We start from the raw sequence: 21,961 nt of genomic DNA on the forward strand, positions 1-21,961 counted from the left end.
CCCCGTGTAAAAAGGCGGTAAGGTTGTTTGCGTGCTAAACAATAGCAGTTATTCTTCTAGTATTATTGCTGGTCTTGCAGGAAGGGATGTGGCGGCTTTGGGATTGTTTTGTAGTTGTTCTTCTGTAGCTATGACGATCTCTGCGCCAAGTGTTTGTTGTATGAGGGGGAGTGCGTCTGTTAGTGCTTGTGTTTCTAGCTGCGGGTTTGTTGCGAGGTCGAGTATTTCTGGGTTTTTGTGTATAATTGGTATTATTTTTCCTATTTTTGTTCTCTGCTCAGGGGTTAGTGTTTTTGTTGCTTGCTGTATGGCTTCTGATAGCTTTCCTGTTGTCCTGTATGCCTGGTTCACTTTATCTAGGAACTCGTATTTCCATGGGGCTGGGAGGACTATTGTTACTCTTTTTGGCTTGTTCTTTTTAAGTCTGATTACTTCGTCGAGGTCTTCTAGGAGCTTTATGACTACTGCCTCTGCTTTCTGGACATGCTTGTCTATGTCTTGGTCTGTTACTTTTGGCCACTGGGCCTTGGATATGGATGTCTGTTTGCCTATTGCCTGCCAAATCTCCTCCGCTATATGTGGGGTTATCGGAGCTAGGATAAGTGTCTGGGTCTCAATGAATCTCTTGAGTAGGCTCCTGTTGGGGGCGCCCCTGCGCCTAATGTACCACTTGTAGCTGTTTTGGAGGTTAAAGAAGCCCTCGACAAGGACATTTTTTGTATTTATTTGTTCGTATTCCCTTGCAACCTTGAGGATTGTCTCGTTTATGACACTTTCAAACCACTTGTCTATGAACCTGTAATCATCGTCTCCCTTGTCGTAGTTCTCGGTTGCGAATTTGTACCATTCATAGAGGAGATCCACAGCCTTGCTCGCCATCTCTGGCTCGAAGTTTGCGTCGTCGAGACCGGAGTTCCCGGCGTATGCTTCAGCGAACCTTGTAGCGTCCGCACCCCAGTAGTCTACTGCTTCCCTTATGAGTATATAGTTTCCAAGAGACTTGGACATCTTTTTGCCCGCTACGAGAACCCAGCCGTTTATCCCTATGCCTCTCGGCCACTTGTCCCTTGGAAATACTGCAACGTGATGCATGATGAAGAAGACAAGGTGGTTGCCCAGGAGGTCTTTGCCCGAAACCCTCATGTCGACGGGGTACCAATAGAGGAACTCCTGCCTGATTTTTTCTAGGAGCTCCCTAGAGATGCCTGTCTCCGCGCTTACCTTTTCCGGATCACCTTTGCCAAGAAAAACGTAGTCAAAGAAACTGTTACCGAGCCTATCCCAGTCTATGCCATACGTTTCAGGGTGCTGAAGGTACTTGGCTATTGTATAGTAGGCCATGTATATTGTCGAGTCGCTAAGGGACTCGAGAACCCACCTCTCATCCCAGGGCAACGGCGTGCCGAGCTCCCTCTCATGTGTACACGCCCAGTCCTCGTACCAGTCAACAAGCCTGTGAAACTCCTGCCTGATCTCCTCGGGGACAAAACGCATCTGATCTATACACTCGTGGGCCTTCTGCTTCCACTCTTTGTCACTGTACCGAAGGAACCACTGATCCTTCACAAGTTTTACATGCGTCTTGGCCCCGCACCTACAATAGACAGGACTACTCAGGGTGTAGTGTCTAAAAGCTACGCCCTTCTCTGACAGGTAGTTTATTATCTCTTCCTTTACCTCATAGACTTTTCTGCCTCCCCACTTCGCGCCATAAATCTCCGGCTTAAGGACGCCCTTGTAGAACTCCTTGCTATAAACGTCCTTTGTCGCCTTCTCCAATGCCTCTATGTCTCTCTGGGTCTTCGCGTTGAAGGCTTGGACTGCTTCCTGTGCCGGCAGACCCTTATAGTCTTCTACTTCTATCAGCTTCACTGGCTGTACAGCGTCAATTATGGAGGGGTCGAGGTTATACTTTTCGAGGAGGTATGGATCCCCCTTGAGGTCTTCCAGCCCGACATAGTCGTAGGGCGCGTGGGCCGGCACAGACATTACGACGCCAGTACCAAAGTCGGCGTCAACAAAGAACGCGGGGAGAACTGGAACCCTCCACCCCGTGACTGGATTCACCGCAAAGTGACCTACGAGCTGGGCGCCCTTTATCCTTCCGACAACATTTACTTTATGGTCTTGGTCGGCAAGCTCCCTTGCACCATATTCGCCCACAATCCACTTCTCGCCATCGACTTCTGCGATTAGGTATTCCGCGTCTGGGTTAACCCAGATGTTAACTGCACCAAAAACCGTTTCAGGCCTGTAGGTGAGACACGGATATACGTAGCCGTCTTCCCCTCTGAACTTTATCACCACGACTTCCGTTGGCCCTATGCCTGCATACTCATCGGGCCTGTCGTGGTCTCCTACAACTTTCTGCTCCTTGGGACACCACACAACGGGATGTTTACCCTTAGCTATGAGCCCCTTCTCCCTGAGAACTGTGTACTGCCACTGTATGAACTTGTTGTAGGGCGGGTTCAGCCTCGTCGTGAAGAACTCGCGTCTCCAGTCAATGCTGAGGCCTAGTCTCTGGAAGTCTCTCCGGAACTCCTTCTTGAAGAAGTAGACCCAATACTCTGGATCCCTAAACTTGGGTATCTCCTCTTCAGGGATGCCTAGAGACCTCAAAATGTTTATCTGTTTTGGGTCTCCCTCCCTGACCCTCAGCGCTGCCGCTACTATTGGGCCACCCGTCGCGTGCCAGCCCTGAGGGAACAACACGTTGTAGCCCTGCAACCTCTTGAACCTGGCAAGTATGTCTACCCTAAGGACTGTGTAGCCCGTGCCTAGATGGGGATAAGCGTTTATGTATGGGTATGGGAATGTCACGAAGAACTTTTGCCTTGAGGGATCTGGGTCAGCCTCAAAGACGCGGTTTTGCTCCCAGAATTTCTGCCATTTCTCCTCTATCGACTTCAGAAAATCCCTTCTCTCCTTGTTTACCTCTGGAAACTCCATTCTCTTGCTAGCAATAATTGACACCAGTGCAGAGACATTTATAAAGAATTATTAAGTTTTCGGGCTCCCTACTCTCTCTGACCCAGGTCCTGAACTACCCCAAATACATCAACTGCCTGCCCGTTCCTTACGAGCTTCTCATAGAGTTGCCAGATCCTCTTCGTGGTTACCAGGCCCGTGTAAAAGCCCTCTTCTTCGAGTTGCTTTTTTACTGCCTCTGGAAACTCGTCCGGCGTCATCGTGTATGCCTTGCTTAGAACCTTCAGGATCGCATTTACTAGGTCGTCGTTTTGAGGGTAAGGTTTTTTAGACATAGATACCATTCATAATACACCCAGAAAAATATAAGCCTATAGGTGTCCCTCCCCACAGGAAAAACCAATCGTAGTACGCTTGTTTAACGCTAATCTTAAGCCCCATTTGTAAGTGGAAGTGGTATAGATACTTGCCTGCAACAATTATTCGTGATACGTGTACCCTTGTATAGAAACTATAACGAGTTTAGCGTTACAGTGGTTCAGACAATACTAGACATGATCAAAAAGTCTCGGGGTAGCCTAGTGACATTTAATGCCAAGAAAATAGCCGTCCTCGCCAACATCGAAACACAGCCCGTTGTACTCACCCTTGTAAAGGACGTCTTAGAAAAGCTAAGAGAGAAAGGCTACCTAGAGGTTCTCGGGAAGACAAAGCATGGCGTTAAGTACGCCGTCAGGAGGGACACACCCCTCTGGGTACTCGCAAAAAACTATGACAAGGTCGTACTCAGGAGCCTTGACGACTTGAACCTTATACTTGAAAAAATGGCTGTCGCCACATAGACACGCTTAATTTATAATATAGTGGATTTTTCTCTTATTAGACACGGCCTAATGACAAACATAGAAAAGGTACTCTCTAGGGCCCTGAGACAAGCCGAGCAGATCTCTTTGAGGGAGGGACTCGAGTCCCCGAGAATACACGCCGTAGTAGTGATCGGGAATGACGAACTCGCCAGAGAAAAGCTTAGAGTCGATGACGGAATATATGTAGACATTGTCTCAGACTCTATCTTTATTGCCCCTGGCACACTGGACAACATTGTCTACCGTTTACTCGCCGGCTACTTTGCGCTCGCTTTGTTAAACACCTTCAATAAACTGGACAGAGAGAGAGCGCTCCTTCTTGCAAGGAGATACTTCTTCAAGGTCTTTGTGGACGCGGTGAAAGAGGCTTGAAAATACTTGTAACAACAGTTCCAGGCATAGAGAACATAGCAGTACAGGAAATCGGGGAGCTATGCCCAGAAGCCCATTCATATGTAGCCTCCTCTTCGGGCAGAGTAACAGCTGAGCTACCCGAGAACTGCCTGGCACAGATAATTACTAGGATACACTCTGCAGAGAACGTGTACCTTCTCCTAGGCGAAGCTGATAGACTCGAGGAGGTAGGCGAGGAACTGGCCTTGCACGCCAAAGAGCTCATTGCATGGCACAGGTACTTCTCAGTTCGCGCCGAGAGAATAACCAAGGACATTGAAACAACTTCGCTAGAGATAGCCTCCAAGATTGGGAGAATCATACAGGAAAAAACAGGGCTAGAGGTGTCACTGGACTTCCCAGACATAATCCTCTACGTTGAATACGAGGCCGGCAGGTACAGGTACGGCGTATACCTGACACACGCTGGTAACCTGAGAGACAGGCCCTACCGTAGATATATACACCGCTCGGCACTGAACCCGGTACTCGCATATGCAATGTGTAGGATCGCCTCGCCAAGGGAGAAATTATGGGACCCCTTCTGTGGCTCCGGCACAATACCACTCGAATGCCTCTCAGTAGACCCAGGTCTAAAGGCTCTGTGTAGCGACGTTAACAGTGATTTTATTCGGGGAGCTTTAGAGAACTCGAGAAGCATTAACAAGACTCTCCTACTTTTCACCTGTGACATCGGACATGCACCTGTTAGAAACTTCACGGTCGACGCTATAGTAACAAATCCCCCCTTCGGTATAAGGGAAAAGGCTGTCGGCGGGTTAAAGAGGAGCTATGAGGCATTGTTCCGACTTGCTAGACATAACCTGGAGGAGGATGGGAAACTTGTCGTCTTGACGACACATAGGAGGCTTGTAGAGGAAATAAGCAGAAACATGGGCTTCGACACTACTGGGACATGGAGGATATACGAGGGCGGTCTCACAAGCTTCATCTACAAGCTCCAGCCCAAATAACATGGTATAATTGTCTCAAACGTTGTGGATGAGTGTTAGGTTGTTGGAGCATAGTAGAGTTTTGCAATTATTCCACCGAGGCTTTTGAGTTTTTTACCGGCTTCGCTTTCTTCTGGTATAATTATTACTTTTCCGTTGCGGGTAAATATCTTGTCTAACATTTCGATTAGTTGGTCGCGTGTCTCACCGAAGAGCAGCTCGTCGTTTACAATTACTTTTTCTACGAGTCCCCATTCTGCAGCGCTAGCTACCTGAGCTAAACCCGTGGCGACTTTCTCGCTTCCCGTGAACAGTTCCTCTAGTAGCTTTTCAAGCTCTGTTATTTCTGCAGTTACTCGTATGCTTCTAAACATTTCTCTTAGATCGCTTCTCCTGAGGATCTCATGTATGCCTGACTCTCCTCCCTCGGCTACCTTAACTATTTTAGCTTTGACTCCTAGCTCGTCAAGTATTTTCTGCGTTACTGCCGAAAGCTTCTCGTTAACCGCTACAACTATTTCATCTATTTTTTCCGTCTTCGCAACCGAAACTACTCTGGCAAGTATCTGTTTAATTGGATCCTTGTAGCGTGCCTCTATGCTTGATTCTTTCCCCTCTCCCTTGGGCGTGTAAGGAATAGTGGATTTTATCTCGATTCCCACTGGAGACAAAAGACCTACTGTTATCTCTTCATCTCCCACTGCAACGAGCAATACCCGCATGATACTTGACGTGGATCTTTCCAGCACGTTTCTGGTAAAGCTATCTATGCCGTTCTTCTTTATTATTCTCAGCTTGTCGCCGATTCCTACCTGTATCGTGTGGTAGCTACCCTTCGCGTGAAAATCCTCCGGAGCCTCTACGACCTTGCCTGTTACACGTAGCTTCTCGGAGAACTTTGCATAGGAAATTTTCTCGACCTCTATACCCATGTACACTGGAACCCTGTCGCCCTTCTCTTCGCCTCCACCCCTCGAGACCTTCATCTGCCTAGTGGTCCAGCCATAGACTGTGTCTCCCCTCTGGAGGAGCATGTGGAGAAAATATAGGTCCTCTAGTACCTCAACAACTACCTCTATTTCCCCCCTTTCCTCGTCTATGTTTAAGACCCTCAACTATGGCACCCCAAGCTCGTCTGTGACTAGTGCTAGGACATGCGACAAAACACTCCAAGCTGGTAGGGGCTCATCAAAAATAGAGTATACCTCAGCTTCGACGCTTTCCACCTCTTCGCTAAAGTCTCCATGCTGGAATGCACCAATTATTAATGCCGGGTACTTCTCCTCTACGATCATCTTTGCCAGACTTCTGGGCTTAACTGCTACGGCTTTGTCGTCAAGTCTAAAGGTCTTGGAGACCCCTTTCTCCTTGATGAGGTCGCGCAGAGCTTTCCCATGGATATAAGCTAAAGGCTTTTCAGTATCAGGAGGCACTCTTCCAACTAGGAGCAATTGTTCGGCTAGCCCCACGAACCTTATATAGTTTCTCGGCACAACCATTTCTGGAGAAATCTCTATGACTTTTCCCTGATATGTATGTATATACGTTTCCAGCCGGCCGAGCTTATTCAGCAAGGAGTCTTGTGCTATAAGCAGGGACACGTGGACAATGTCGGGTCTTCCTCTTTTCCACCTGTCCTTGAGCGCCTTCATCGCTGTATAGTGTAGCGAGACATCTAGGAGTACTTCCTTTGGCTTCTTACCCCTCCTCTTCGCATTATTGACTACAGCTGGATGTCTGCTGATCTCAGGAGGAACAAGTTCTAGCCCAGCGTCGGCTAATATTAATAACAGTCTGTCCATATATCTCACTCCGTAATGTATAGAAAGAGGCACGAAATAAAGGATTTGGCACGTCAAAGAATCGAACGGCTACTCAGATTTGCAGAAATGGTCTACCCGACCGAGCCCGAGCTGGCACACCGCTATGGAAAAATAGCAATGGCCATATGCAAGAAGGCACAGATACCATACCCAGACACATTGAAAGCCCAAGTTTGCCGTAAATGCGGGAGCTTCCTTGTCCCCGGAGAAACAATGCGGGTTAGAGTTAAAAACCGCGGAAAAATGAAATACATTGTCGTTACATGCCTGAGGTGCGGCTACGTGAGGAGATACCCCCTCAAATGGAAAGACGTGCTTCCCAAGCCGTGGCACATCTTTTATGGTGACAGAGGTGACTAATAGTTGATAAGAGTTAGAGGTATTTATGCTACTGCAGTTACAGGTCTGCTCGACGAGGCTGGCTACAGATTTGCAGATGTAAGTATAGATATACAGGAGAGGTTTCCGGCGCTAAAGAAACATAGCGAGGTACTATTGACGATCAAGGACCAGGACGACAGGTCTGGGCTCATAATCCTGGGCGACCCGGAGCTTTTGGCGAAGGTTGTATTCCTGTTGAGAAGTATAATCCCTGACCTTATTGTTGGCTATGTGCCTGTGGGTCCATACTCCATGTATGTCGTCAGACTAGTTGAGAGGGTAGACGGGGACATCTGGCTTGCAGAGTACATGCCTGGCAGGTTCTGTACAGTAAAACTTCGCAACAGCCACTCTGAGGGGGATCTCCTATTAGCACACGTGACCAGGGCTTCGCCGGAAGCACCTCTACTCAAGGAGGGCGCGGCGTTGACTGGCCGATACGTGAGACTCATACAATTTGAGAGACACAACACAAGCGAGCACATAAGGGATGCAGAGCTTAGATTACAGCTACTGACCCTAGCCATGAACGAGGTTCCACAGGGCTGGGGTGTACATTTTAGGAGCGCCGCCAAGAACGCGAATATACTGGATGTTGGGAGGGAAATCAAAGAACTCCTGAAAAAGGCCACAGAATTTCTCAACGTGTTCAAGCCCCAAAGCATCGGACCTGTAATGGTTGGAGAATCCCTAGCACTCGTCGAGATACCTCCAGACACCGCTTTAAAGTTTGACACCATTCGTGAACGTTACTTCACTACTATTCCTTTCCACCACTTGTTGAAGAGCCTAGGCATAGAGGAGTTGAGCCATAAGATAGACTTCGCTGAGAAGAATGTCCTGAGCGGCCGCTGTTTTTCCCGCGAAAAAGTCCTAGAGGCTATTATGGAAGAATTCGCTAAGCTCCACGGCTCTAGGGTAAGCATCTTCCATAAAAAACTGACAGGGCAGGGACACGTGTGGAGCGCGGTTGCAGAGATTCGGAGCCCTGGATATGTCCAGTTGAGACGCCAGAGCTCTTCCCAGGGGACTTATGACGGGTTCAAGAATATCCGCCGCGAGGAGGGAGACCAGATAGTATCCTATACCTGGCTCTTTGCTCGCACTATTATCCACTTCTATTATTCCCCCACGGGGGAGCTAAAGGGAATATATGTGAACCTCAACACTCCTGTTTTCTTTGCATTCCAGCCCCCAGGCCTGAAATACGTTGACCTAGCAATGGACGTTACGTATTCGCCTATGGAAGGCGTACAAGTCACTGATCAAGAAGAATTCCAAGAGCTTGTCGAATATGAAATTCTTCCACGTAGCCTAGCCGAGAAGTATAAATTGTTTGCAGAAAAGGTGGCCGGCATACTGGGGGAGAAAAACAGTGAGGAAATAGTGGCTGAGGCTAGGAGACTCCAGTCATCCATCTTTGGGACAGAAGTAGACAAGATGCTCTAAAATTTTTATAGATTGTCTACCCAAGTAATACGTATGGACACGCTATTTGCTCCCTGGCGCATGGCGTACATTGAATACGCGAAAGTCGGCAAGGAACAAGGATGCTTCATATGTAACGCTACAAAATCCGATAACCTCGAGGAAAACCTCGTCCTATATAAAGGCAAACATGTAATCATCCTGATGAACAAGTTCCCCTACAACACGGGCCATCTCTTAATAGCCCCAAACAGACACGTCGCCGACTTTGCACAGCTAAGCGACGAGGAACTTCTAGCACTCTCAAAAGCCCTAGTACAGTCGATCGAGGTTATTAAGAGAGCCTTCTCGCCAGACGGTTTCAACATTGGGGTAAACCTTGGCAGGGTAGCTGGCGCCGGTCTAGAAAGCCACCTACACATACATGTCGTGCCACGCTGGAACGGCGACACGAACTTTATGCCTGTAATTGCAGATACAAAAGTCATTCCAGAGGCACTGAAAGACACATATAGGAAGCTCATAAAACACGTAGAGATATTCAAAACATTTGAAACAATGCATTAAAGCTCTAAGCTCAATAGTGTATACTTTCAGCCGGAAGCGCATAGAGCTAATCTTTTTATGTGTACCAAGTATGTTTTGCTGGGAGATAGATTTGCCGGAGGCAATCATACATAACCCCTATGAATGGCTTGTTACAAGTGTCAGGGAGACTCTCATAGGTTTCTTTAAGACTAACGGGCTGAACATTCCTCCTGACGCCGTAGAGCTACAAGCGACACGAAGAGAGTACGGAGACTTAGCCGTGCCTGTTTCGAAGCTTGCTAGGACTTCCGGTGTGAAGTTTGAGGAACTTGTATCTGTTTTGTCGGGCTATAAGCCTTCGGGGCTTGTCAAGAGTAGCAGTGTTGTTAATGGTTTCCTTAACATTGTCATTGACGAGAAGAGGTACGCGGAGATAGTTTTCAACTCTGTTACTAGGCTTGGAGACTCCTATGGCAGTGTACCTTCTACTGAGACCCGGAAAATTATCGTAGAACATGTAAGTGCTAACCCTATCCACCCACTGCATATCGGCCATCTGAGAAACGGTGTACTGGGCGACACTATTGCAAGGCTTCTCAAGAGTAGGGGGCACAATGTCAAGACACACTTCTACATTGATGACGTAGGGTTACAGGTTGCCTACGCCGCTATGGCTTACAGGGTCGCCGAAACCGCGAAGTCTTCAATGAAGAGGGACCATTATGTTGGCTCACTCTATACAATGATTAACCTCTTGATCGAGATAAAGAAACTCAAGAAAGAGCTCGAGAAGGCAGACGAAAACACCGCGCCAGAAATAAACAGGAAAATCTCCGACTACATGTGGAGGCTGAAGGAATATGCAGAAAGGCTACCAGATGCCTTCGAAAAACTCTCGTCCTGGGTGAATAATGTAGAGGATCCTGAAGAGGAGATAAGGAGGCTGAACAGGGGGTACGAGAAAGGCGATAGAGAAGCAATAAGACTTGTACGCGGAATGATCAGCTACTGTATGGATGGTATCCGTGAAACACTGAACAGGCTCGGCATATTTTTTGACAGCTGGGACTGGGAAAGCGAGATAACTGTTTGGAGCGGTCTTACGGAGGACGTCTTGGAAAAACTTAGAGACAGCGGTTACGTCGAGCGAAAAGATGGCGCTCTCGTATTTAGGGCTGACCTGGTAGCAGAGTCTGAGGAAGCTAGAAGCCGTGCTGGGATACCTAAAGGCCTTGACATTACACCAATGACACTTATAAGGTCTGACGGAACAACACTGTATACTACGCGTGACATTGCTTACTCAATCTGGAAGCTTTCCAAGGCAGACAGAGTCATAAATGTGATTGCCGTCCAACAGACCCTTGCACAGGCACAGCTCAGGCTAGCCCTATATGTTCTTGGCTACAGAGACATTGGCGAGAGGCTTATACATTATTCCTATGAGATGGTCAACTTGCCTGGTACAAGAATGACGAGCAGGAAAGGCGTATATGTTGCAGCAGACGATGTGCTTGAAGAGGCTGTCTCCAGGGCAAAGGCAGAGATAAAGAAGAGGGGGATAGGCAGAGAAGAAGACGCCGAGAAAGTTGGGCTTGGCGCTTTGAAGTTTTTCTTCCTTAGCACCTCCCCGAACAAGGTTCTCACATTTGACTGGGATAGAATACTCAACTTTGAGCAGAACAGTGGACCCTTTGTTCAGTATAGCTATGTCCGTGCAAACAGCATTCTTGAGAAAGCTAGAGAAGAGGGGATATCACTTGACAGCCTCAGCGTCTCCGAGGTGGGTGAGGAGGAGCATGCCTTAATATTTCTCCTTGGACAGTTCCCAGAAGCTGTTAAGCAGGCCGCTGACAACTTGAGGCCAGACATATTAACCAATTACCTCAACACGCTTGCATCGGAGTTCAACTACTATTACGATCACTACCCAGTGCTTAAAGCCCCTACGCCCGAGAAGAAAAACTCAAGGCTGGCAGTCGTATACATGGTGCGTACGGTGGTCAGGGACGGCTTGAACATGCTGGGGATAGAGCCACCATCAAAAATGTGACTAATTACTTCTCGGGAAAACAGGGAGAAAGCAACCCCTAAATAACCCCTCAGCAATTATCTTCTCTGTGTCATTGTCTGGCGCAGAATCAATTGCCGGGGTACTTAAGGCTCTTTCAAACGAGGTTAGGTTACGCATACTTTTTGTCCTGCGGGACCAGAAACATATGCGTTTTAGCGACCTAGCAGAAAAACTAGACATAACACCTGAGAAACTAGCTTTTCACCTTAAACAATTGTCGAAAGCTGGCCTCATACACTCGTCAAACGAGTATTACTGTCTCACTCATCTCGGGGAAAAAGTCCTAGCAAACCTAGATGAACTCCTAGTCAAATCTAAGGAGCCGGAATACAGGTCGGTGCTCCTAGAAAACGGGATAGTAATCCCCCTCGAAACTTATATGGAGACCCTGCTAGAAAATGTTTGCAGACCTGGGATAAAGCGCGACACAAAGAGAAAAGTACTCCTCGATACATATTCACTTGTCGACGAAAAGCTCGGCTCGACACTTGTACCCGAGAACATTGTTAAACTCTTCCTCCTCGAGAAATGTATGACGAGTAACTGTCTACGTGAAAACATCGACATCCACATATCGATCGGGAACGAGGAATCCTTCCCGGGAAACAGTATTGACACCAATCTTTTGGCAGAAGTCGGGCTCCTAGAACCCCTAGCAAGCGGTATAGCCCTTTTCGATGTGAACTGGGTAACAGGAATACAGGCCATATATCTCCCGATATCATCCACCGAATCCCTCAGAAAACTTGTAAAGTTGAGTAAAAAGGTTCGAGGCGTAATTGTCAGGCTTGACGACAATGTGAACAGTGACTCCATTAGGATACTAGAGGTTTTGGCAAGCATCACTAAGCTGACCTTGTCCATAACTCTTAGCGGAGAGCCAAGCAGAGTCCTAATAGAACTATTAAGGCTAGGACAACTCCCGCCCAACAATTTCCTAGTGTCTGTTTATGTCAACAAACCTGACTCAGTTTGCCAGGAAGACCTAAAGAACATTACCAGACTTATTAACCTTGGCGTACCTTTGGTCTTCACATTTGAAGACAAAGTATTGGCAGGGGACTTCTTTCTTGTCCCAAACATAGATAGACCCCTAGCACTGGCTGGAAGCATAAGCATCCTGTTACCTACATTGTACAGATCTAAGGACACCAATATAGACCCACTAGACATCCTGCTCGATGTTTATAGGAGCTCTGCTCGGCTGTTTGAGAATCTTCAGAGACGGGGCGCGGGAGTCGTAAGGCTAATAGGCGAAGTCTTAAAGGATACTCCAAGCTATGCCTTCCAGTTTTCATACCCCGGGTACGAACCAACCCTTCTCCAGAGCCAGCCAGCCTACATAGAGTCTTGGGGAACACCGTCCTATTTAGAGAGACTTCTCGTCTCAGCAAGAGGATTCATAGAAGAAGTGACAAAGCTGAGCAAGGAATACAGTCAAGACACTTTAAACGTCTACTTCAGTCCAAACAGAAATATACATATAGTAGCCAGGGCCTGGAGAACAATGTATCCAGAATACGTGAATAATTTTTCCCCGTTTATCTACAGTGACAATCTAAAAAGAAGCATCGCAAACAATCTTAGACTTGAGGGAGAACTCCACGCATCCAGAGGACTCGTCAGCGTTCCAGAAATAGTCGTGAAAAGCATTACTCCAGCAGACCTCTCCCTGGCATTAAAGCAACTATACAGGGTAGGTCTGCGAGGATTCACAGTGACCAGGGCAAATCTTTACATGTGTCTCAACTGTGGCGAAGTCTCCCAAGTAAAGACATCACAATGTCCCCGATGCTACTCGAACAATATGGAAGAGCTGAAACGACTAGTCCTCTACTACGATCCACAGAAAACACTAGATGAAGTATCTATAAATGCCCTCGCCTCTAGACCCTCCCCAAGGAAGATAGAGGAAATATTCGCCGAGGCTGGATTTACCTCAAGCTAAGCTCGATCCATAAGCTCATTGAGAAAAGCTATACAGTGGCTAGTAAGGTAAGGCTTCTTTCCTAGGCTAACCGCGCCGTCCAGCATGTTCTCAATAGAGGATATTATCCAAGCAGGAATCCCAATGTGATCCCCAAGAATAAAAGCGTTCTTCCCTGTAAATGTAAAATGGGAAAAATGCATGCCAGACTCGTCTAGGAGGTATACCCTGTGTGTTTTCCTCACGGTCTCAAGGATATCTGTGATTCTGGCGCCGTTCTCCACCTCTATGCCGTCCAGCCTCTCGCCCGAGAGAGCCCTACGTATAGCTTCGCCAACCTCAAGCTCTGACCTGTTTTGCAAGGACAATCTCCACGCATAGAGAGCTACTGGAGGCCTCGGTGATCCATTTAGAAGTCCTATGAAGAGCGTGTCTCCGCGTTGCTCTATTTGGTCATATAATGCATAGAGAATGGACCTGGCTACGACGTCCATCCTCCCTCCGGCTGTAGCCATGGATTCAGGCGTAAAAACTGGAGCGGTGACAGCAGTGTTTGAGTAGACTATGTATATCCTGTTAAAAGAAAAAACAGAAAATATTCGTGATAACTTTTCGAGAAACATCTATGCCTAGAATGGTAGCTTAAGCTTCTGCTGTTTCCTCTCTTCCTCTGGCCTAATCTTTATTATTCCGCGGTAAATCGCGCAGCGCAGACACAGATACTTGGTCACCGTGTATTGTGGGAGGATGGCTCCCTTGTCTCTCAGCTCTTTCGCAAGTGACGGGTCTACAGGCATGACAGGCTTGGTTATCTTTACTGCCTTAGATCTTGGAACAAGTGCTCCACACTCGTCGCACTGTACGAGGTCTTCCTTGCCCTTTCCACCCTTATGACGACCACGGCTCTTACGTTTCTTCGGCATAAACTTGCCCCTACACCACTTATTAAAGCAATTCTCTTTAACAGCTACCGTATAAAAACCTTACGTATCTGGCACAGGCTAGGCCATCCGCAGAACCCCGTTTGCCCTGTGCTCGGGAACCCTGAACGTAGAGACAACTATGTCTCGTATAAAGTCGTCGGGGGGAGCCGACTTGTCGGCGTTCAGCTTTACGCACATCGCATGCTTGTATGCCTCCTTTTCGATTCTGTTCCTGATCTTGCCGGAGGCAATCATTTCAGCCATCCTAAATGCAATATAGAACCTCTTGAAGCTTGCAAAGTTTTCACGTAGCTCTGGGAAGGCCTTCTCGAACTCGGCCAGTATCTTGATGAATGACTCCTCATCCATAAAGCCCAGAACTACGGAGGTCATTGCCAGCCGTAGAACCCTGAAGACATGATCCTCATCTTCGGAGCCAAAATGCTCGCGGAGAGTTGTCCTTGGATCCCTGCCCTCAAGCACGGCACTGATAGTTCTGTCAGCTTTAACCTCTATGTCGAATAAGTTCTGGAAACTGTAGAGCTCCTCCTCAAGCGCCAAGCCATACTTTCCAACGACGTACAGGGTCGCAAGCTCCTTGTCCCAGATATTTATCTTTGTCTTGCCCCTTATCGGCTCAAGTCTATTTGTCCTGTAGACCTCCTCTAGGTATGAGACAAGTTCCTCGCGGGAAGAAAAAGAACCGTTAAGTATCTCGCCCCATATATTTACAGCTACTTCTATACGCTTCTTATGTAGCTCTGACAACCCCAGCAACCCCACACAGGAAACAATTAACAGTTAAAGTAAAACCAGTCATCTATCTCTAGGCACCGCCTACAGTCTCGACAATTATCCTGCTCGGCAGGGGAATCTTGGATGCGGCGCGGCGTAAAGCCTCCTTTGCCTTGTCAACGTTCTTTGCATCAACCTTGACAAACATGATGACCTGCATGCTGTCCACCCTGGCAGCCCTCCCGACTGGAGTGCCAAAGGAAAGCCTCATACCGTCCTGAAGCCTGTCTGCGCCAGCCATTGCCATCATCTTGTTCTCACGCAGAATATGGTGCGGATACACTGTCAACCGCAGGAAGAAGTTTGAGTCGCCAACTTTCGCAGACAAGTACTTGTTTGCATGTTGCCTGGCGGCCTCCAGAGCGTTTGCCCTGATCTGGCCAGGCTTTAATACCACAAGCTTTACAATAGTATTAAAGTTACCCTTAGGGTTGCCAAGGTCAAACTTTGGAACTAGCACTGGTGGATTACTCTTGATATACTCTAGCCTAGTATAGGGCGGAGTCCCAAAGTGTCTATAGCACTTACCAGGCCTCAGCGGCATACACTACACCCCTCCAAAGACCCGCACATGACCATTAAAACAACCATATATATTTATTGCCATGCAAGAAAAGCGCGTAGACGCCCTACTTACGTATGGGCTGAAGTGAAATCTGCCCGAACCCAATGCTTCTAGATTTCCCTATGCCGAACCTTAGCGCAAATGCCAGGAGTTTTTCTAGTTCTTGTTTTAGGGGGGATGCTTCGTCGAGTAACTCGTATAGCACAAAGCCCGTGAAACCTCTCTCTGTTGACGGTTTTCCGTCTCTGACAGTATACAGAACTGTTTCGGGCTTGACGTGGTAGTCTAGCTCTGCTAGGGCCCTGTAGGCCCATTTATATATCTGGAAGGGCGTTGCCTTTATGAGGTCTATTTTTTTCAGTTTTAAGTCATAAGTGAGAAGGCGTAGCGCCAAGGGGAGATCTGGCAGAAGCTTGTATCTCCTCTTTACCCCTTTTTCTTTTAGTAATTCTCCTCTTCCAGGGACAGGTAAAAGCGTGGGTGTGAGGAACTTTAGCGAGAATTTTTTCGGCAAATCAATCCGCAGGTTTTCTAGTGTTGTAACTTCTATCCCTGTGACTCTTGTGTTGAATTCTGTCCCGCTGAACATGAAGGTTGAATAATCCTCAGGCACTGGAGGACTCTCACCTGTCAGGAACGATACTCTTGCCTCTAGCCTTTCCCCAGCCCTTGCAACTAAAAGCTCACTTGTGTCTAGTCGCTTGTAGAGGGGTTTGCCGTCCCTGTAAAGCACGCTAAAAGAGCCCAGACGTCCCAGCAGGGGCTCTTCTCCCCAAAGAGAGGCGAAAGCAGTCCGGGTCACCTTGCTTGTAAATGGTGGCAGAATTGTATCGCGGATGGGGTAGACTTCTATCGAGGCGGATACAACAAGCATCGTATTTAACTATGTATCACCAGGATATATTTGTTTATAACGAAATGGAGTATATGATAAGAATTCACTTATATGCGCTTAACACAACACGGCCCCAACTTGTAAGCTTCAGGCCACCTTCTTTGCCTAAGGAGACAACTAGCCCCATCTTTTTCAGATCTACTAAATGATTCCTTATGGTTTTCGGGGCACGGCCTACCTTCTGAGCTATTAAATCGACGGTGCAATGCTTGTTTCTCGAAATGACTACCAGTATCTGGCGCTTCTCCTTGCTGAGAGCTAACATAGCCTTTGTTATGCCAGGCGGTATCCACAGCTCTTCCCCCAACGGGGCCTCCGAGGAAATAAAGACCTCGAAGAGTTTTCCAGAGAGAAGTAGACCCATGAATACAGCCAGAGAGACCGACTTCTTCCCATCTGTCAGGTCTGTAATAATCGGCTCAGTTAGACCCTTCACTTCATGTTTAACTCTGATTACAGCTTCTGTAGAGTCGGGAATCGGCAACTCTACAAGTCTCGGCCTCTTCAGACCCACCTCTGAACAGTAGTCTCTCAGCCGGTTATAAGCCATGATTGTCTCCTGGGCAATAGGGCTACCCGTAAACAACACTATTTTTTCGTTTCCACGTATAGCAAGACTCCCAAGCCGCCTAAGAACAAGATCTTCACGAAAACCGAAACTAAACACGAATGATCTAGGCTTCACATGGTTAATCTAGCCTTGTAGATATTTCAATCTATTCCCATATATTGCAGAATGGCGCCGGGGCCGGGATTCGAACCCGGGAGGCGAAATCGCCAGCGGATTAGCAATCCGCCGCCTTTTGTGGCACTTTTTGGTGTGACCGCTCGGCCACCCCGGCTTCGAGGGGGTGCAAGCTGTCCTTTTATTATTTCTCGTATCACTAATAAATTTTTTGTATAGGGACAACATTCCCCATCCTTCTCCTGTCCACGTTAAATCTCTAGCGCATTTTTCTAATGAGCAAAGGCATGCCCAAGGAGAAATACAAAGGCTCTTTTACGGTGGTTTCTATCCCCGTGCTTAGGCTGACTCTTGGCAACAAGGTTTTCTTTCTCGTCGCTGGGTTACGCGAAGCCGCAACCCTTGCAGATGTATATGACCCCAAGATTCCAGCTAGAGCCCTCCGGATTCTGGCATGGGCAAGGGACAAGTATAGAAGTATACACCTAGTTCCATTTATGTTCTTAGAGCAAGCGGCGCGAGAAGCATTCCCCATGAAAATGAGCATGCATATGTTGGGATATGCTTTTCCGGAAACATATTTCAACAGGAAGGTTCCAGTAGGTTTTTTGGTTGTTCTCGTCGGCTACCCCTCTGGGTACCGTAGAACAATCGAGGCTTCTGGCTACCTGGAAAGCCGAATAATGAAGGGCTACGTGCATGCCAAACCCGTTGACGATGGGCTCCTATACCTCGAGGAGTTAAAGATAGGACTGAGAAAATTTACCCGTCTATGGCGCCCCGAAAATCAACACGCCCCTTTTATTGAAAGCGGATCCCGCCTCATCAAGGAGCTTCGCGGAGCTTCCCGTAAAACCTATTCGCATGGAGCTAGCCATACGGAAAGACGCGACCTAGATATTTCCAGTTTCCTGTACTAGAAAAGAATATTTTAGAGCCTAGCCCCTTATGCATACTTGGTTAGGAGGGCCCGTAGCGCAGTCAGGAAGCGCGGCGGCCTTCGGAGCCGTAGGTCCCGGGTTCAAGTCCCGGCGGGCCCGCCATCAGCTTGTTTAAGACGTTTCCCGACGGCTTCAAGCATTTTTGCCAGACGGAGCAACTCGTTGGATATTGACCTCGCGAGGGAAAATTTATCCGGCGTAGATTCAACGACATAAATAAGCCTGCCGTCCACGTGGCTGGACGTTATCTCCACCCCCTTACCCTTGAAGTCGTCTACACGGAGGCTAAGAAAAGCCTCGGAGTCTAGGGGAAACTCTAGCATAACCCTGATCCTTGACCACTTACCTCCACTCCAAGTTGTCTTTGCCTCTTCCAAACCTATCACCTTGATATATTCCCAGGAGATTTAAAAGCATGCCGAGCCCTCAAAAAATAAGACGATAGACCAAAGCAATCTGGATGATAACAGAGCGAAAACCAGCGCGCTAGAGGTAGAATGGCGCCGGGGCCGGGATTCGAACCCGGGCACCCTTTTGGGGTAGTGGATCTCCATTGTGGCCTCTCGGGTGTCCACCGCCTTGGACCGCTCGGCCACCCCGGCTAAGAAATAAAGAGGAGAGGCTGAATTAAAAGTTTTCGCGTTTTGGACATGTTTTTATTCATGGTTCTCGTTATATATCTCATGGTAAAAAAGAACATTGTGGTGGTTCTTGGTCCCGCTGGTTGCGGGAAGACTTCGCTTGTGGCCAGCCTTGGTAAGTGGATTGAGAAGAACCAGTTCATGAAGCCGGGCTATGTCAACCTGGATCCCGGCGCGGTTTTTACGCCCTATGTTGCAGACGTGGATATTAGGAGTTATGTCAGGGCTGAGGAGGTCATGACACGTGAGAGGCTGGGCCCAAATGGCGCACTAATCAGGAGCATAGAGATAGCCATGGGCAACCTCGACGATATTGTGGCGAAGATTGCATCTCTCAAGAACCCATATATTCTGGTCGATACGCCGGGACAGATGGAGCTCTTCCTATTTCGGGACTTTGGAGTTGAGTTTGTCGAGAAGATGAAGAAATACGACTACGTGATGGGTATTGTTATATTTGACCCGACTCTTGCCTCCAGGCCCCAGGACATTTTATCCTTAAAGCTACTGGCCACTATTGCCCAGCTACGACTGGGGATAGATACTATACCCGTGGTGAACAAGGGGGATCTCGGCCGGGAAAAACTAGAGATAATGCAGAAGCTCCTCACAAGTCCCGAGCAGCTCGCAGACGAAGTAAAGAGGGTCGAGGGCCTCCTTGGAGAAATCTCCGAAAAAATGATACAGATACTTGAGGAGTACAGGTTCGCCACGAGGATACCCATTGTTTCCTCTCTCACATGGGAGGGCCTCGAAAAACTCTACGACATGATCCACGAAATATTCTGTACCTGCGGAGACCTGACATAACCAAGAATAAAATATCTTAGAGAGATCAAAAGACAAGAGAGCTGTAAGTAGCTATGTCTCTTCTTTATCTCTAATTCTAGGGACTAGGCTTCTTCTATGGCCGCCTTTAGGAGTATGTCTGAGGACAGCCCTTCCTCCACGTTTTTTAGAGGTACACCTATCTCTATGACTTTAGTCCTCCCGTAGCGTCCAAGGCTGATTACACGTGCATTGATTATCCCGGACATGTCAAGCTCATTCAGTATGTCTGTTATTCTCCTGCTTGTGACAGGTTCTATACCTATCTTTGCGGCTAGCTCCTTGTACTTGTCATAGACAAGTCCAGTTGTTATCGTTTTTGTAGACCCGTCCCTTGAGAGAAGATACACAGCCGCCAAGACCATTTTGACATGCAACGGCATAGTCTTGATAGTGTCCACCGTGAGATTTTTCTCAATTTCGTTGCGGGCTTTCTCTACATGTGCCTCTGTGACCTGGCTCGCCCGCTCTCTCTCTGCTATGTCGGCAGCCTTTAAAAGTATGTCCAGGGCGAGCCTGCAGTCCCCGTTCTGCCGTGCAGCTATTGCCGCGACCTTCTTTATCACGATGTCGCTTATAGCCCCCTCGTTAAATGCCTCTTTTGCCCTCTGCCTCAAGATATCTTCAAGCTGTACCGCGTTGTAGGGCGGAAAAACTAGCTCCTCCTCGCCCAGGCTACTCTTGACTCTAGCATCCAAGAACTCGGTGAACTTGAGGTCGTTTGTTATACCTATAACGCTTACCTTAGCGTTTGAGAGCTGCTCATTTATACGGGTCAAGAAGTATAGGACATCGTCGCCGTTCCTCTTTACCAGGTTGTCTACCTCGTCCAGCACCACTATGAGTATCCTAGACTTCCTCTCTAGTCCATGAATAATCCTCTTCATTACTTCTCCCAGAGCCAGACCAGTAAAGGGAATCTTTATACCGAGAAACTTTCCGAGTTCAGCGAGGACCCGGTAACTGGTGTTGTTTTGCCTGCAGTTTACATATACATATTCTATCCTGCCGTTACCCTTCTCCATCAGCTTCCTGAGGACGTACTTTGTCACAGCGGTCTTGCCGGTTCCAGTCAAGCCATATATAAAGACGTTAGAAGGCCTGCTACCGCTAAGAGCAGGCGCAAGAGTAACGGCTAGTTGCTTTATCTGTTCGTCCCTGTGCGGGAGCTCCCCGGGCACGTAGTCAGGCAACAGTTTCTCGCGGTCCCGATAAATCTTTGACCCCAGGTACTGTTCAAATATTTCCTCCACAGACATCGTATACTCCAATAGATCCAGTAGAAGCAGACCATACATTATAGAAAAACTTACACAAAAACTTGGGCACGTTCATTGTACATTTAAAATACAGTAGTTATACGTTGTTCCCAGCACCCCAAAGACGTGTAGAGACAAGTTCTTGTCATTGGCCAAATGAAAAGTTTTTAAATCTTAGGTTCATTTTATTTTTGCCTCTCCTACTTGAAGCCCCGGTCGTCTAGCCCGGTCAGCCTGCGCGGCCGACAGGATATTGGCCTTTCGAGCCAAGGATCCCGGGTTCAAATCCCGGCCGGGGCACCAGGATTTTCTTTGATTTTCAAGGGCCCCTTTTTAGTTTTATTTGCTTGGTGTGCTTTTCTCCTGTTTCTCACTTTTTTCGATGGCGTTGAGGCTGTCCCTGACTATGCCGAAGAGCGCACGTAGATCCCTTTTTGTAAATCTCGTCTCGTTTATTAATCGCTTGATTGTTAAGGCGAGTCTTTCTCTCTCTGTTTCCTGGTACCCCAAGGTCTCTGCAAGTCTGTCCAAGTACCTGAAGAAGGCTTCCACCTCGGTTCTCGGGGGCCTCTCTATCCTCGGCTCGTACGAGTGGTACTTGTTGTATATCTCGTAGAACAGAATGATTGCTGCATGCGATGCGTTTAGGGACGGATAAGCCGGGTTCGCCTCTATGTGGACTATCAGGTCGCATAGTGATAGCTCTTGCCTACTGAGCCCCCAGTCCTCCCTGCCGATAACTACAAGCTTCGACCCTGTTGACTCTGCTAGTATGGCCGCCATCTCTGCCGGTGAAACGTGTCTGCGTAGGGGTTCTTCGCCCTTGATTCCTGTCGAGCAAGCCACTATGTCGTGTTTCCCAACCAGCTCCTCGAATTTTTCAACTATTACCGCATTCTCAACTATGTCTGCAGCGTGCATAGCGTATTTTCTGCTCTCGAGCCCAAGCGTGCACCTGGGGCTTACGAGGTAGAGCTTCTCTAGGCAGAAGTTCTTCATCGCCCTCGCCATATAGCCGATGTTCTGCTCGTAGAGAGGCTGTACAAATGCAACAGAAACTTCTCTAGATATCCGTTCACACGGCGGGACACGCTTCTGGTTGCTCGCATTTTCCACGTGGCTGTA

23 protein-coding genes and 4 tRNA genes are annotated in these 21,961 nt (G+C 48.0%); 12 read left to right on the plus strand and 15 right to left on the minus strand.

Annotation, left to right across the window (positions count from 1 at the left end; translation table 11 throughout):
- Window positions 1-48: 48 nt before the first annotated feature.
- Window positions 49-2,976 carry a leucine--tRNA ligase gene (gene leuS / locus QXT17_RS02000; RefSeq protein ID WP_342814511.1) on the minus strand — a complete coding sequence of 976 codons (2,928 nt, stop codon included), beginning with the start codon at window positions 2,974-2,976 and terminating at the stop codon, window positions 49-51.
- 44 nt (window positions 2,977-3,020) lie between these two features.
- Window positions 3,021-3,266: a hypothetical protein gene (locus QXT17_RS02005; RefSeq protein ID WP_020962517.1), complete on the minus strand. Its 246-nt coding sequence runs from the start codon at window positions 3,264-3,266 to the stop codon at window positions 3,021-3,023.
- 150 nt (window positions 3,267-3,416) lie between these two features.
- Between QXT17_RS02005 and QXT17_RS02010 the strand changes: the two genes are divergently transcribed.
- Genes QXT17_RS02010 through QXT17_RS02020 form a run of 3 tightly spaced genes read left to right on the plus strand, consistent with a single transcriptional unit; the run spans window position 3,417 to window position 5,164 of the window.
- The gene (locus QXT17_RS02010; RefSeq protein WP_052885514.1) at window positions 3,417-3,773 is read left to right on the plus strand and encodes a hypothetical protein; all 357 of its coding nucleotides are present in this window, start codon (window positions 3,417-3,419) and stop codon (window positions 3,771-3,773) included.
- A 51-nt stretch (window positions 3,774-3,824) separates the two neighbouring features.
- A complete protein-coding gene (locus QXT17_RS02015; RefSeq protein ID WP_020962515.1) occupies window positions 3,825-4,169 on the plus strand; it encodes a hypothetical protein in 345 nt (114 codons plus the stop codon).
- Window positions 4,166-5,164, plus strand: a complete 999-nt coding sequence (locus tag QXT17_RS02020; protein WP_020962514.1) for a methyltransferase — start codon at window positions 4,166-4,168, stop codon at window positions 5,162-5,164. The genes QXT17_RS02015 and QXT17_RS02020 overlap by 4 nt, the downstream gene beginning before the upstream one ends.
- A 35-nt stretch (window positions 5,165-5,199) precedes the next feature.
- Here QXT17_RS02020 and QXT17_RS02025 read toward each other — a convergent pair whose 3' ends face one another.
- Together QXT17_RS02025 and QXT17_RS02030 are read right to left on the minus strand one after the other, a co-directional pair.
- Window positions 5,200-6,258, minus strand: a complete 1,059-nt coding sequence (locus tag QXT17_RS02025; RefSeq protein ID WP_342784478.1) for a hypothetical protein — start codon at window positions 6,256-6,258, stop codon at window positions 5,200-5,202.
- A complete protein-coding gene (locus QXT17_RS02030; RefSeq protein WP_020962512.1) occupies window positions 6,259-6,945 on the minus strand; it encodes a hypothetical protein in 687 nt (228 codons plus the stop codon). It abuts the gene before it with no gap.
- Between the two features lie 15 nt (window positions 6,946-6,960).
- Between QXT17_RS02030 and QXT17_RS02035 the strand changes: the two genes are divergently transcribed.
- From QXT17_RS02035 to QXT17_RS02055, 5 genes are all read left to right on the plus strand, one after another.
- Window positions 6,961-7,326, plus strand: a complete 366-nt coding sequence (locus QXT17_RS02035) for a ribonuclease P (protein WP_342814510.1) — start codon at window positions 6,961-6,963, stop codon at window positions 7,324-7,326.
- Between the two features lie 3 nt (window positions 7,327-7,329).
- Window positions 7,330-8,796 carry a DUF402 domain-containing protein gene (locus QXT17_RS02040; protein ID WP_020962510.1) on the plus strand — a complete coding sequence of 489 codons (1,467 nt, stop codon included), beginning with the start codon at window positions 7,330-7,332 and terminating at the stop codon, window positions 8,794-8,796.
- A gap of 33 nt (window positions 8,797-8,829) precedes the next feature.
- Window positions 8,830-9,342, plus strand: a complete 513-nt coding sequence (locus QXT17_RS02045; RefSeq protein WP_020962509.1) for an HIT domain-containing protein — start codon at window positions 8,830-8,832, stop codon at window positions 9,340-9,342.
- Between the two features lie 91 nt (window positions 9,343-9,433).
- The gene (locus QXT17_RS02050) at window positions 9,434-11,356 is read left to right on the plus strand and encodes an arginine--tRNA ligase (protein ID WP_342784480.1); all 1,923 of its coding nucleotides are present in this window, start codon (window positions 9,434-9,436) and stop codon (window positions 11,354-11,356) included.
- A gap of 67 nt (window positions 11,357-11,423) precedes the next feature.
- A complete protein-coding gene (locus QXT17_RS02055; protein ID WP_187147064.1) occupies window positions 11,424-13,325 on the plus strand; it encodes an ArsR family transcriptional regulator in 1,902 nt (633 codons plus the stop codon).
- Here QXT17_RS02055 and QXT17_RS02060 read toward each other — a convergent pair.
- From QXT17_RS02060 to QXT17_RS02090, 7 genes are all read right to left on the minus strand, one after another.
- Window positions 13,322-13,927 (minus strand): hypothetical protein, encoded by a 606-nt coding sequence (locus tag QXT17_RS02060; RefSeq protein WP_020962506.1) that lies wholly within the window; start codon window positions 13,925-13,927, stop codon window positions 13,322-13,324. The genes QXT17_RS02055 and QXT17_RS02060 overlap by 4 nt on opposite strands.
- 6 nt (window positions 13,928-13,933) lie before the next feature.
- A complete protein-coding gene (locus QXT17_RS02065) occupies window positions 13,934-14,227 on the minus strand; it encodes a 30S ribosomal protein S26e (protein ID WP_020962505.1) in 294 nt (97 codons plus the stop codon).
- A gap of 78 nt (window positions 14,228-14,305) precedes the next feature.
- A complete protein-coding gene (locus tag QXT17_RS02070) occupies window positions 14,306-14,995 on the minus strand; it encodes a DUF2192 domain-containing protein (protein ID WP_187147063.1) in 690 nt (229 codons plus the stop codon).
- Between the two features lie 58 nt (window positions 14,996-15,053).
- On the minus strand, window positions 15,054-15,566 hold the full coding sequence (locus QXT17_RS02075; RefSeq protein ID WP_020962503.1) for a 50S ribosomal protein L16: 513 nt from the start codon (window positions 15,564-15,566) through the stop codon (window positions 15,054-15,056).
- Between the two features lie 85 nt (window positions 15,567-15,651).
- On the minus strand, window positions 15,652-16,461 hold the full coding sequence (gene cas6, locus QXT17_RS02080; RefSeq protein ID WP_020962502.1) for a CRISPR system precrRNA processing endoribonuclease RAMP protein Cas6: 810 nt from the start codon (window positions 16,459-16,461) through the stop codon (window positions 15,652-15,654).
- 64 nt (window positions 16,462-16,525) lie between these two features.
- Window positions 16,526-17,167: a CRISPR-associated CARF protein Csa3 gene (gene csa3 / locus QXT17_RS02085; protein WP_020962501.1), complete on the minus strand. Its 642-nt coding sequence runs from the start codon at window positions 17,165-17,167 to the stop codon at window positions 16,526-16,528.
- A gap of 52 nt (window positions 17,168-17,219) precedes the next feature.
- Window positions 17,220-17,324: transfer RNA gene (locus QXT17_RS02090), tRNA-Ser, on the minus strand.
- A 130-nt stretch (window positions 17,325-17,454) separates the two neighbouring features.
- Here QXT17_RS02090 and QXT17_RS02095 point away from each other — a divergent pair.
- Together QXT17_RS02095 and QXT17_RS02100 are read left to right on the plus strand one after the other, a co-directional pair.
- Window positions 17,455-18,087, plus strand: coding sequence for a hypothetical protein (locus QXT17_RS02095; RefSeq protein WP_148682046.1), 633 nt, complete (start codon window positions 17,455-17,457; stop codon window positions 18,085-18,087).
- Between the two features lie 46 nt (window positions 18,088-18,133).
- Window positions 18,134-18,210: transfer RNA gene (locus QXT17_RS02100), tRNA-Arg, on the plus strand.
- Here the strand turns inward: QXT17_RS02100 and QXT17_RS02105 are convergent.
- Window positions 18,189-18,485, minus strand: a complete 297-nt coding sequence (locus QXT17_RS02105) for a hypothetical protein (RefSeq protein WP_148682045.1) — start codon at window positions 18,483-18,485, stop codon at window positions 18,189-18,191. The genes QXT17_RS02100 and QXT17_RS02105 overlap by 22 nt on opposite strands.
- A 121-nt stretch (window positions 18,486-18,606) precedes the next feature.
- Window positions 18,607-18,710: transfer RNA gene (locus QXT17_RS02110), tRNA-Ser, on the minus strand.
- Between the two features lie 81 nt (window positions 18,711-18,791).
- Here QXT17_RS02110 and QXT17_RS02115 point away from each other — a divergent pair.
- The gene (locus QXT17_RS02115; protein ID WP_052887249.1) at window positions 18,792-19,559 is read left to right on the plus strand and encodes an ATP/GTP-binding protein; all 768 of its coding nucleotides are present in this window, start codon (window positions 18,792-18,794) and stop codon (window positions 19,557-19,559) included.
- 83 nt (window positions 19,560-19,642) lie between these two features.
- Here the strand turns inward: QXT17_RS02115 and QXT17_RS02120 are convergent, their stop codons facing one another.
- A complete protein-coding gene (locus QXT17_RS02120) occupies window positions 19,643-20,836 on the minus strand; it encodes an ORC1-type DNA replication protein (protein ID WP_342783240.1) in 1,194 nt (397 codons plus the stop codon).
- Between the two features lie 209 nt (window positions 20,837-21,045).
- On the opposite strand from QXT17_RS02120, the gene QXT17_RS02125 reads away from it, so the two are divergent.
- A tRNA-Glu gene (locus QXT17_RS02125) sits at window positions 21,046-21,139 on the plus strand.
- A 36-nt stretch (window positions 21,140-21,175) separates the two neighbouring features.
- Here QXT17_RS02125 and QXT17_RS02130 read toward each other — a convergent pair.
- Window positions 21,176-21,952 (minus strand): TrmJ/YjtD family RNA methyltransferase, encoded by a 777-nt coding sequence (locus tag QXT17_RS02130; RefSeq protein WP_342783241.1) that lies wholly within the window; start codon window positions 21,950-21,952, stop codon window positions 21,176-21,178.
- Window positions 21,953-21,961: the final 9 nt, after the last annotated feature.

This window comes from Thermofilum sp. (assembly GCF_038871435.1).
Taxonomy (GTDB): domain Archaea; phylum Thermoproteota; class Thermoprotei; order Thermofilales; family Thermofilaceae; genus Thermofilum; species Thermofilum adornatum.

Bases quoted from the DNA above. Each gene is read 5' to 3' on its own strand.
- QXT17_RS02115 (WP_052887249.1), top strand. From the start codon at position 18,792: ATGGTAAAAAAGAACATTGTGGTGGTTCTTGGTCCCGCTGGTTGCGGG.
- QXT17_RS02035 (WP_342814510.1), top strand. From the start codon at position 6,961: ATGTATAGAAAGAGGCACGAAATAAAGGATTTGGCACGTCAAAGAATC.
- cas6 (WP_020962502.1), bottom strand. From the start codon at position 16,461: ATGCTTGTTGTATCCGCCTCGATAGAAGTCTACCCCATCCGCGATACA.
- QXT17_RS02095 (WP_148682046.1), top strand. From the start codon at position 17,455: ATGCCCAAGGAGAAATACAAAGGCTCTTTTACGGTGGTTTCTATCCCC.
- QXT17_RS02030 (WP_020962512.1), bottom strand. From the start codon at position 6,945: ATGGACAGACTGTTATTAATATTAGCCGACGCTGGGCTAGAACTTGTT.
- QXT17_RS02005 (WP_020962517.1), bottom strand. From the start codon at position 3,266: ATGTCTAAAAAACCTTACCCTCAAAACGACGACCTAGTAAATGCGATC.
- QXT17_RS02075 (WP_020962503.1), bottom strand. From the start codon at position 15,566: ATGCCGCTGAGGCCTGGTAAGTGCTATAGACACTTTGGGACTCCGCCC.
- QXT17_RS02065 (WP_020962505.1), bottom strand. From the start codon at position 14,227: ATGCCGAAGAAACGTAAGAGCCGTGGTCGTCATAAGGGTGGAAAGGGC.
- QXT17_RS02060 (WP_020962506.1), bottom strand. From the start codon at position 13,927: ATGTTTCTCGAAAAGTTATCACGAATATTTTCTGTTTTTTCTTTTAAC.
- QXT17_RS02015 (WP_020962515.1), top strand. From the start codon at position 3,825: ATGACAAACATAGAAAAGGTACTCTCTAGGGCCCTGAGACAAGCCGAG.
- QXT17_RS02045 (WP_020962509.1), top strand. From the start codon at position 8,830: ATGGACACGCTATTTGCTCCCTGGCGCATGGCGTACATTGAATACGCG.
- QXT17_RS02120 (WP_342783240.1), bottom strand. From the start codon at position 20,836: ATGTCTGTGGAGGAAATATTTGAACAGTACCTGGGGTCAAAGATTTAT.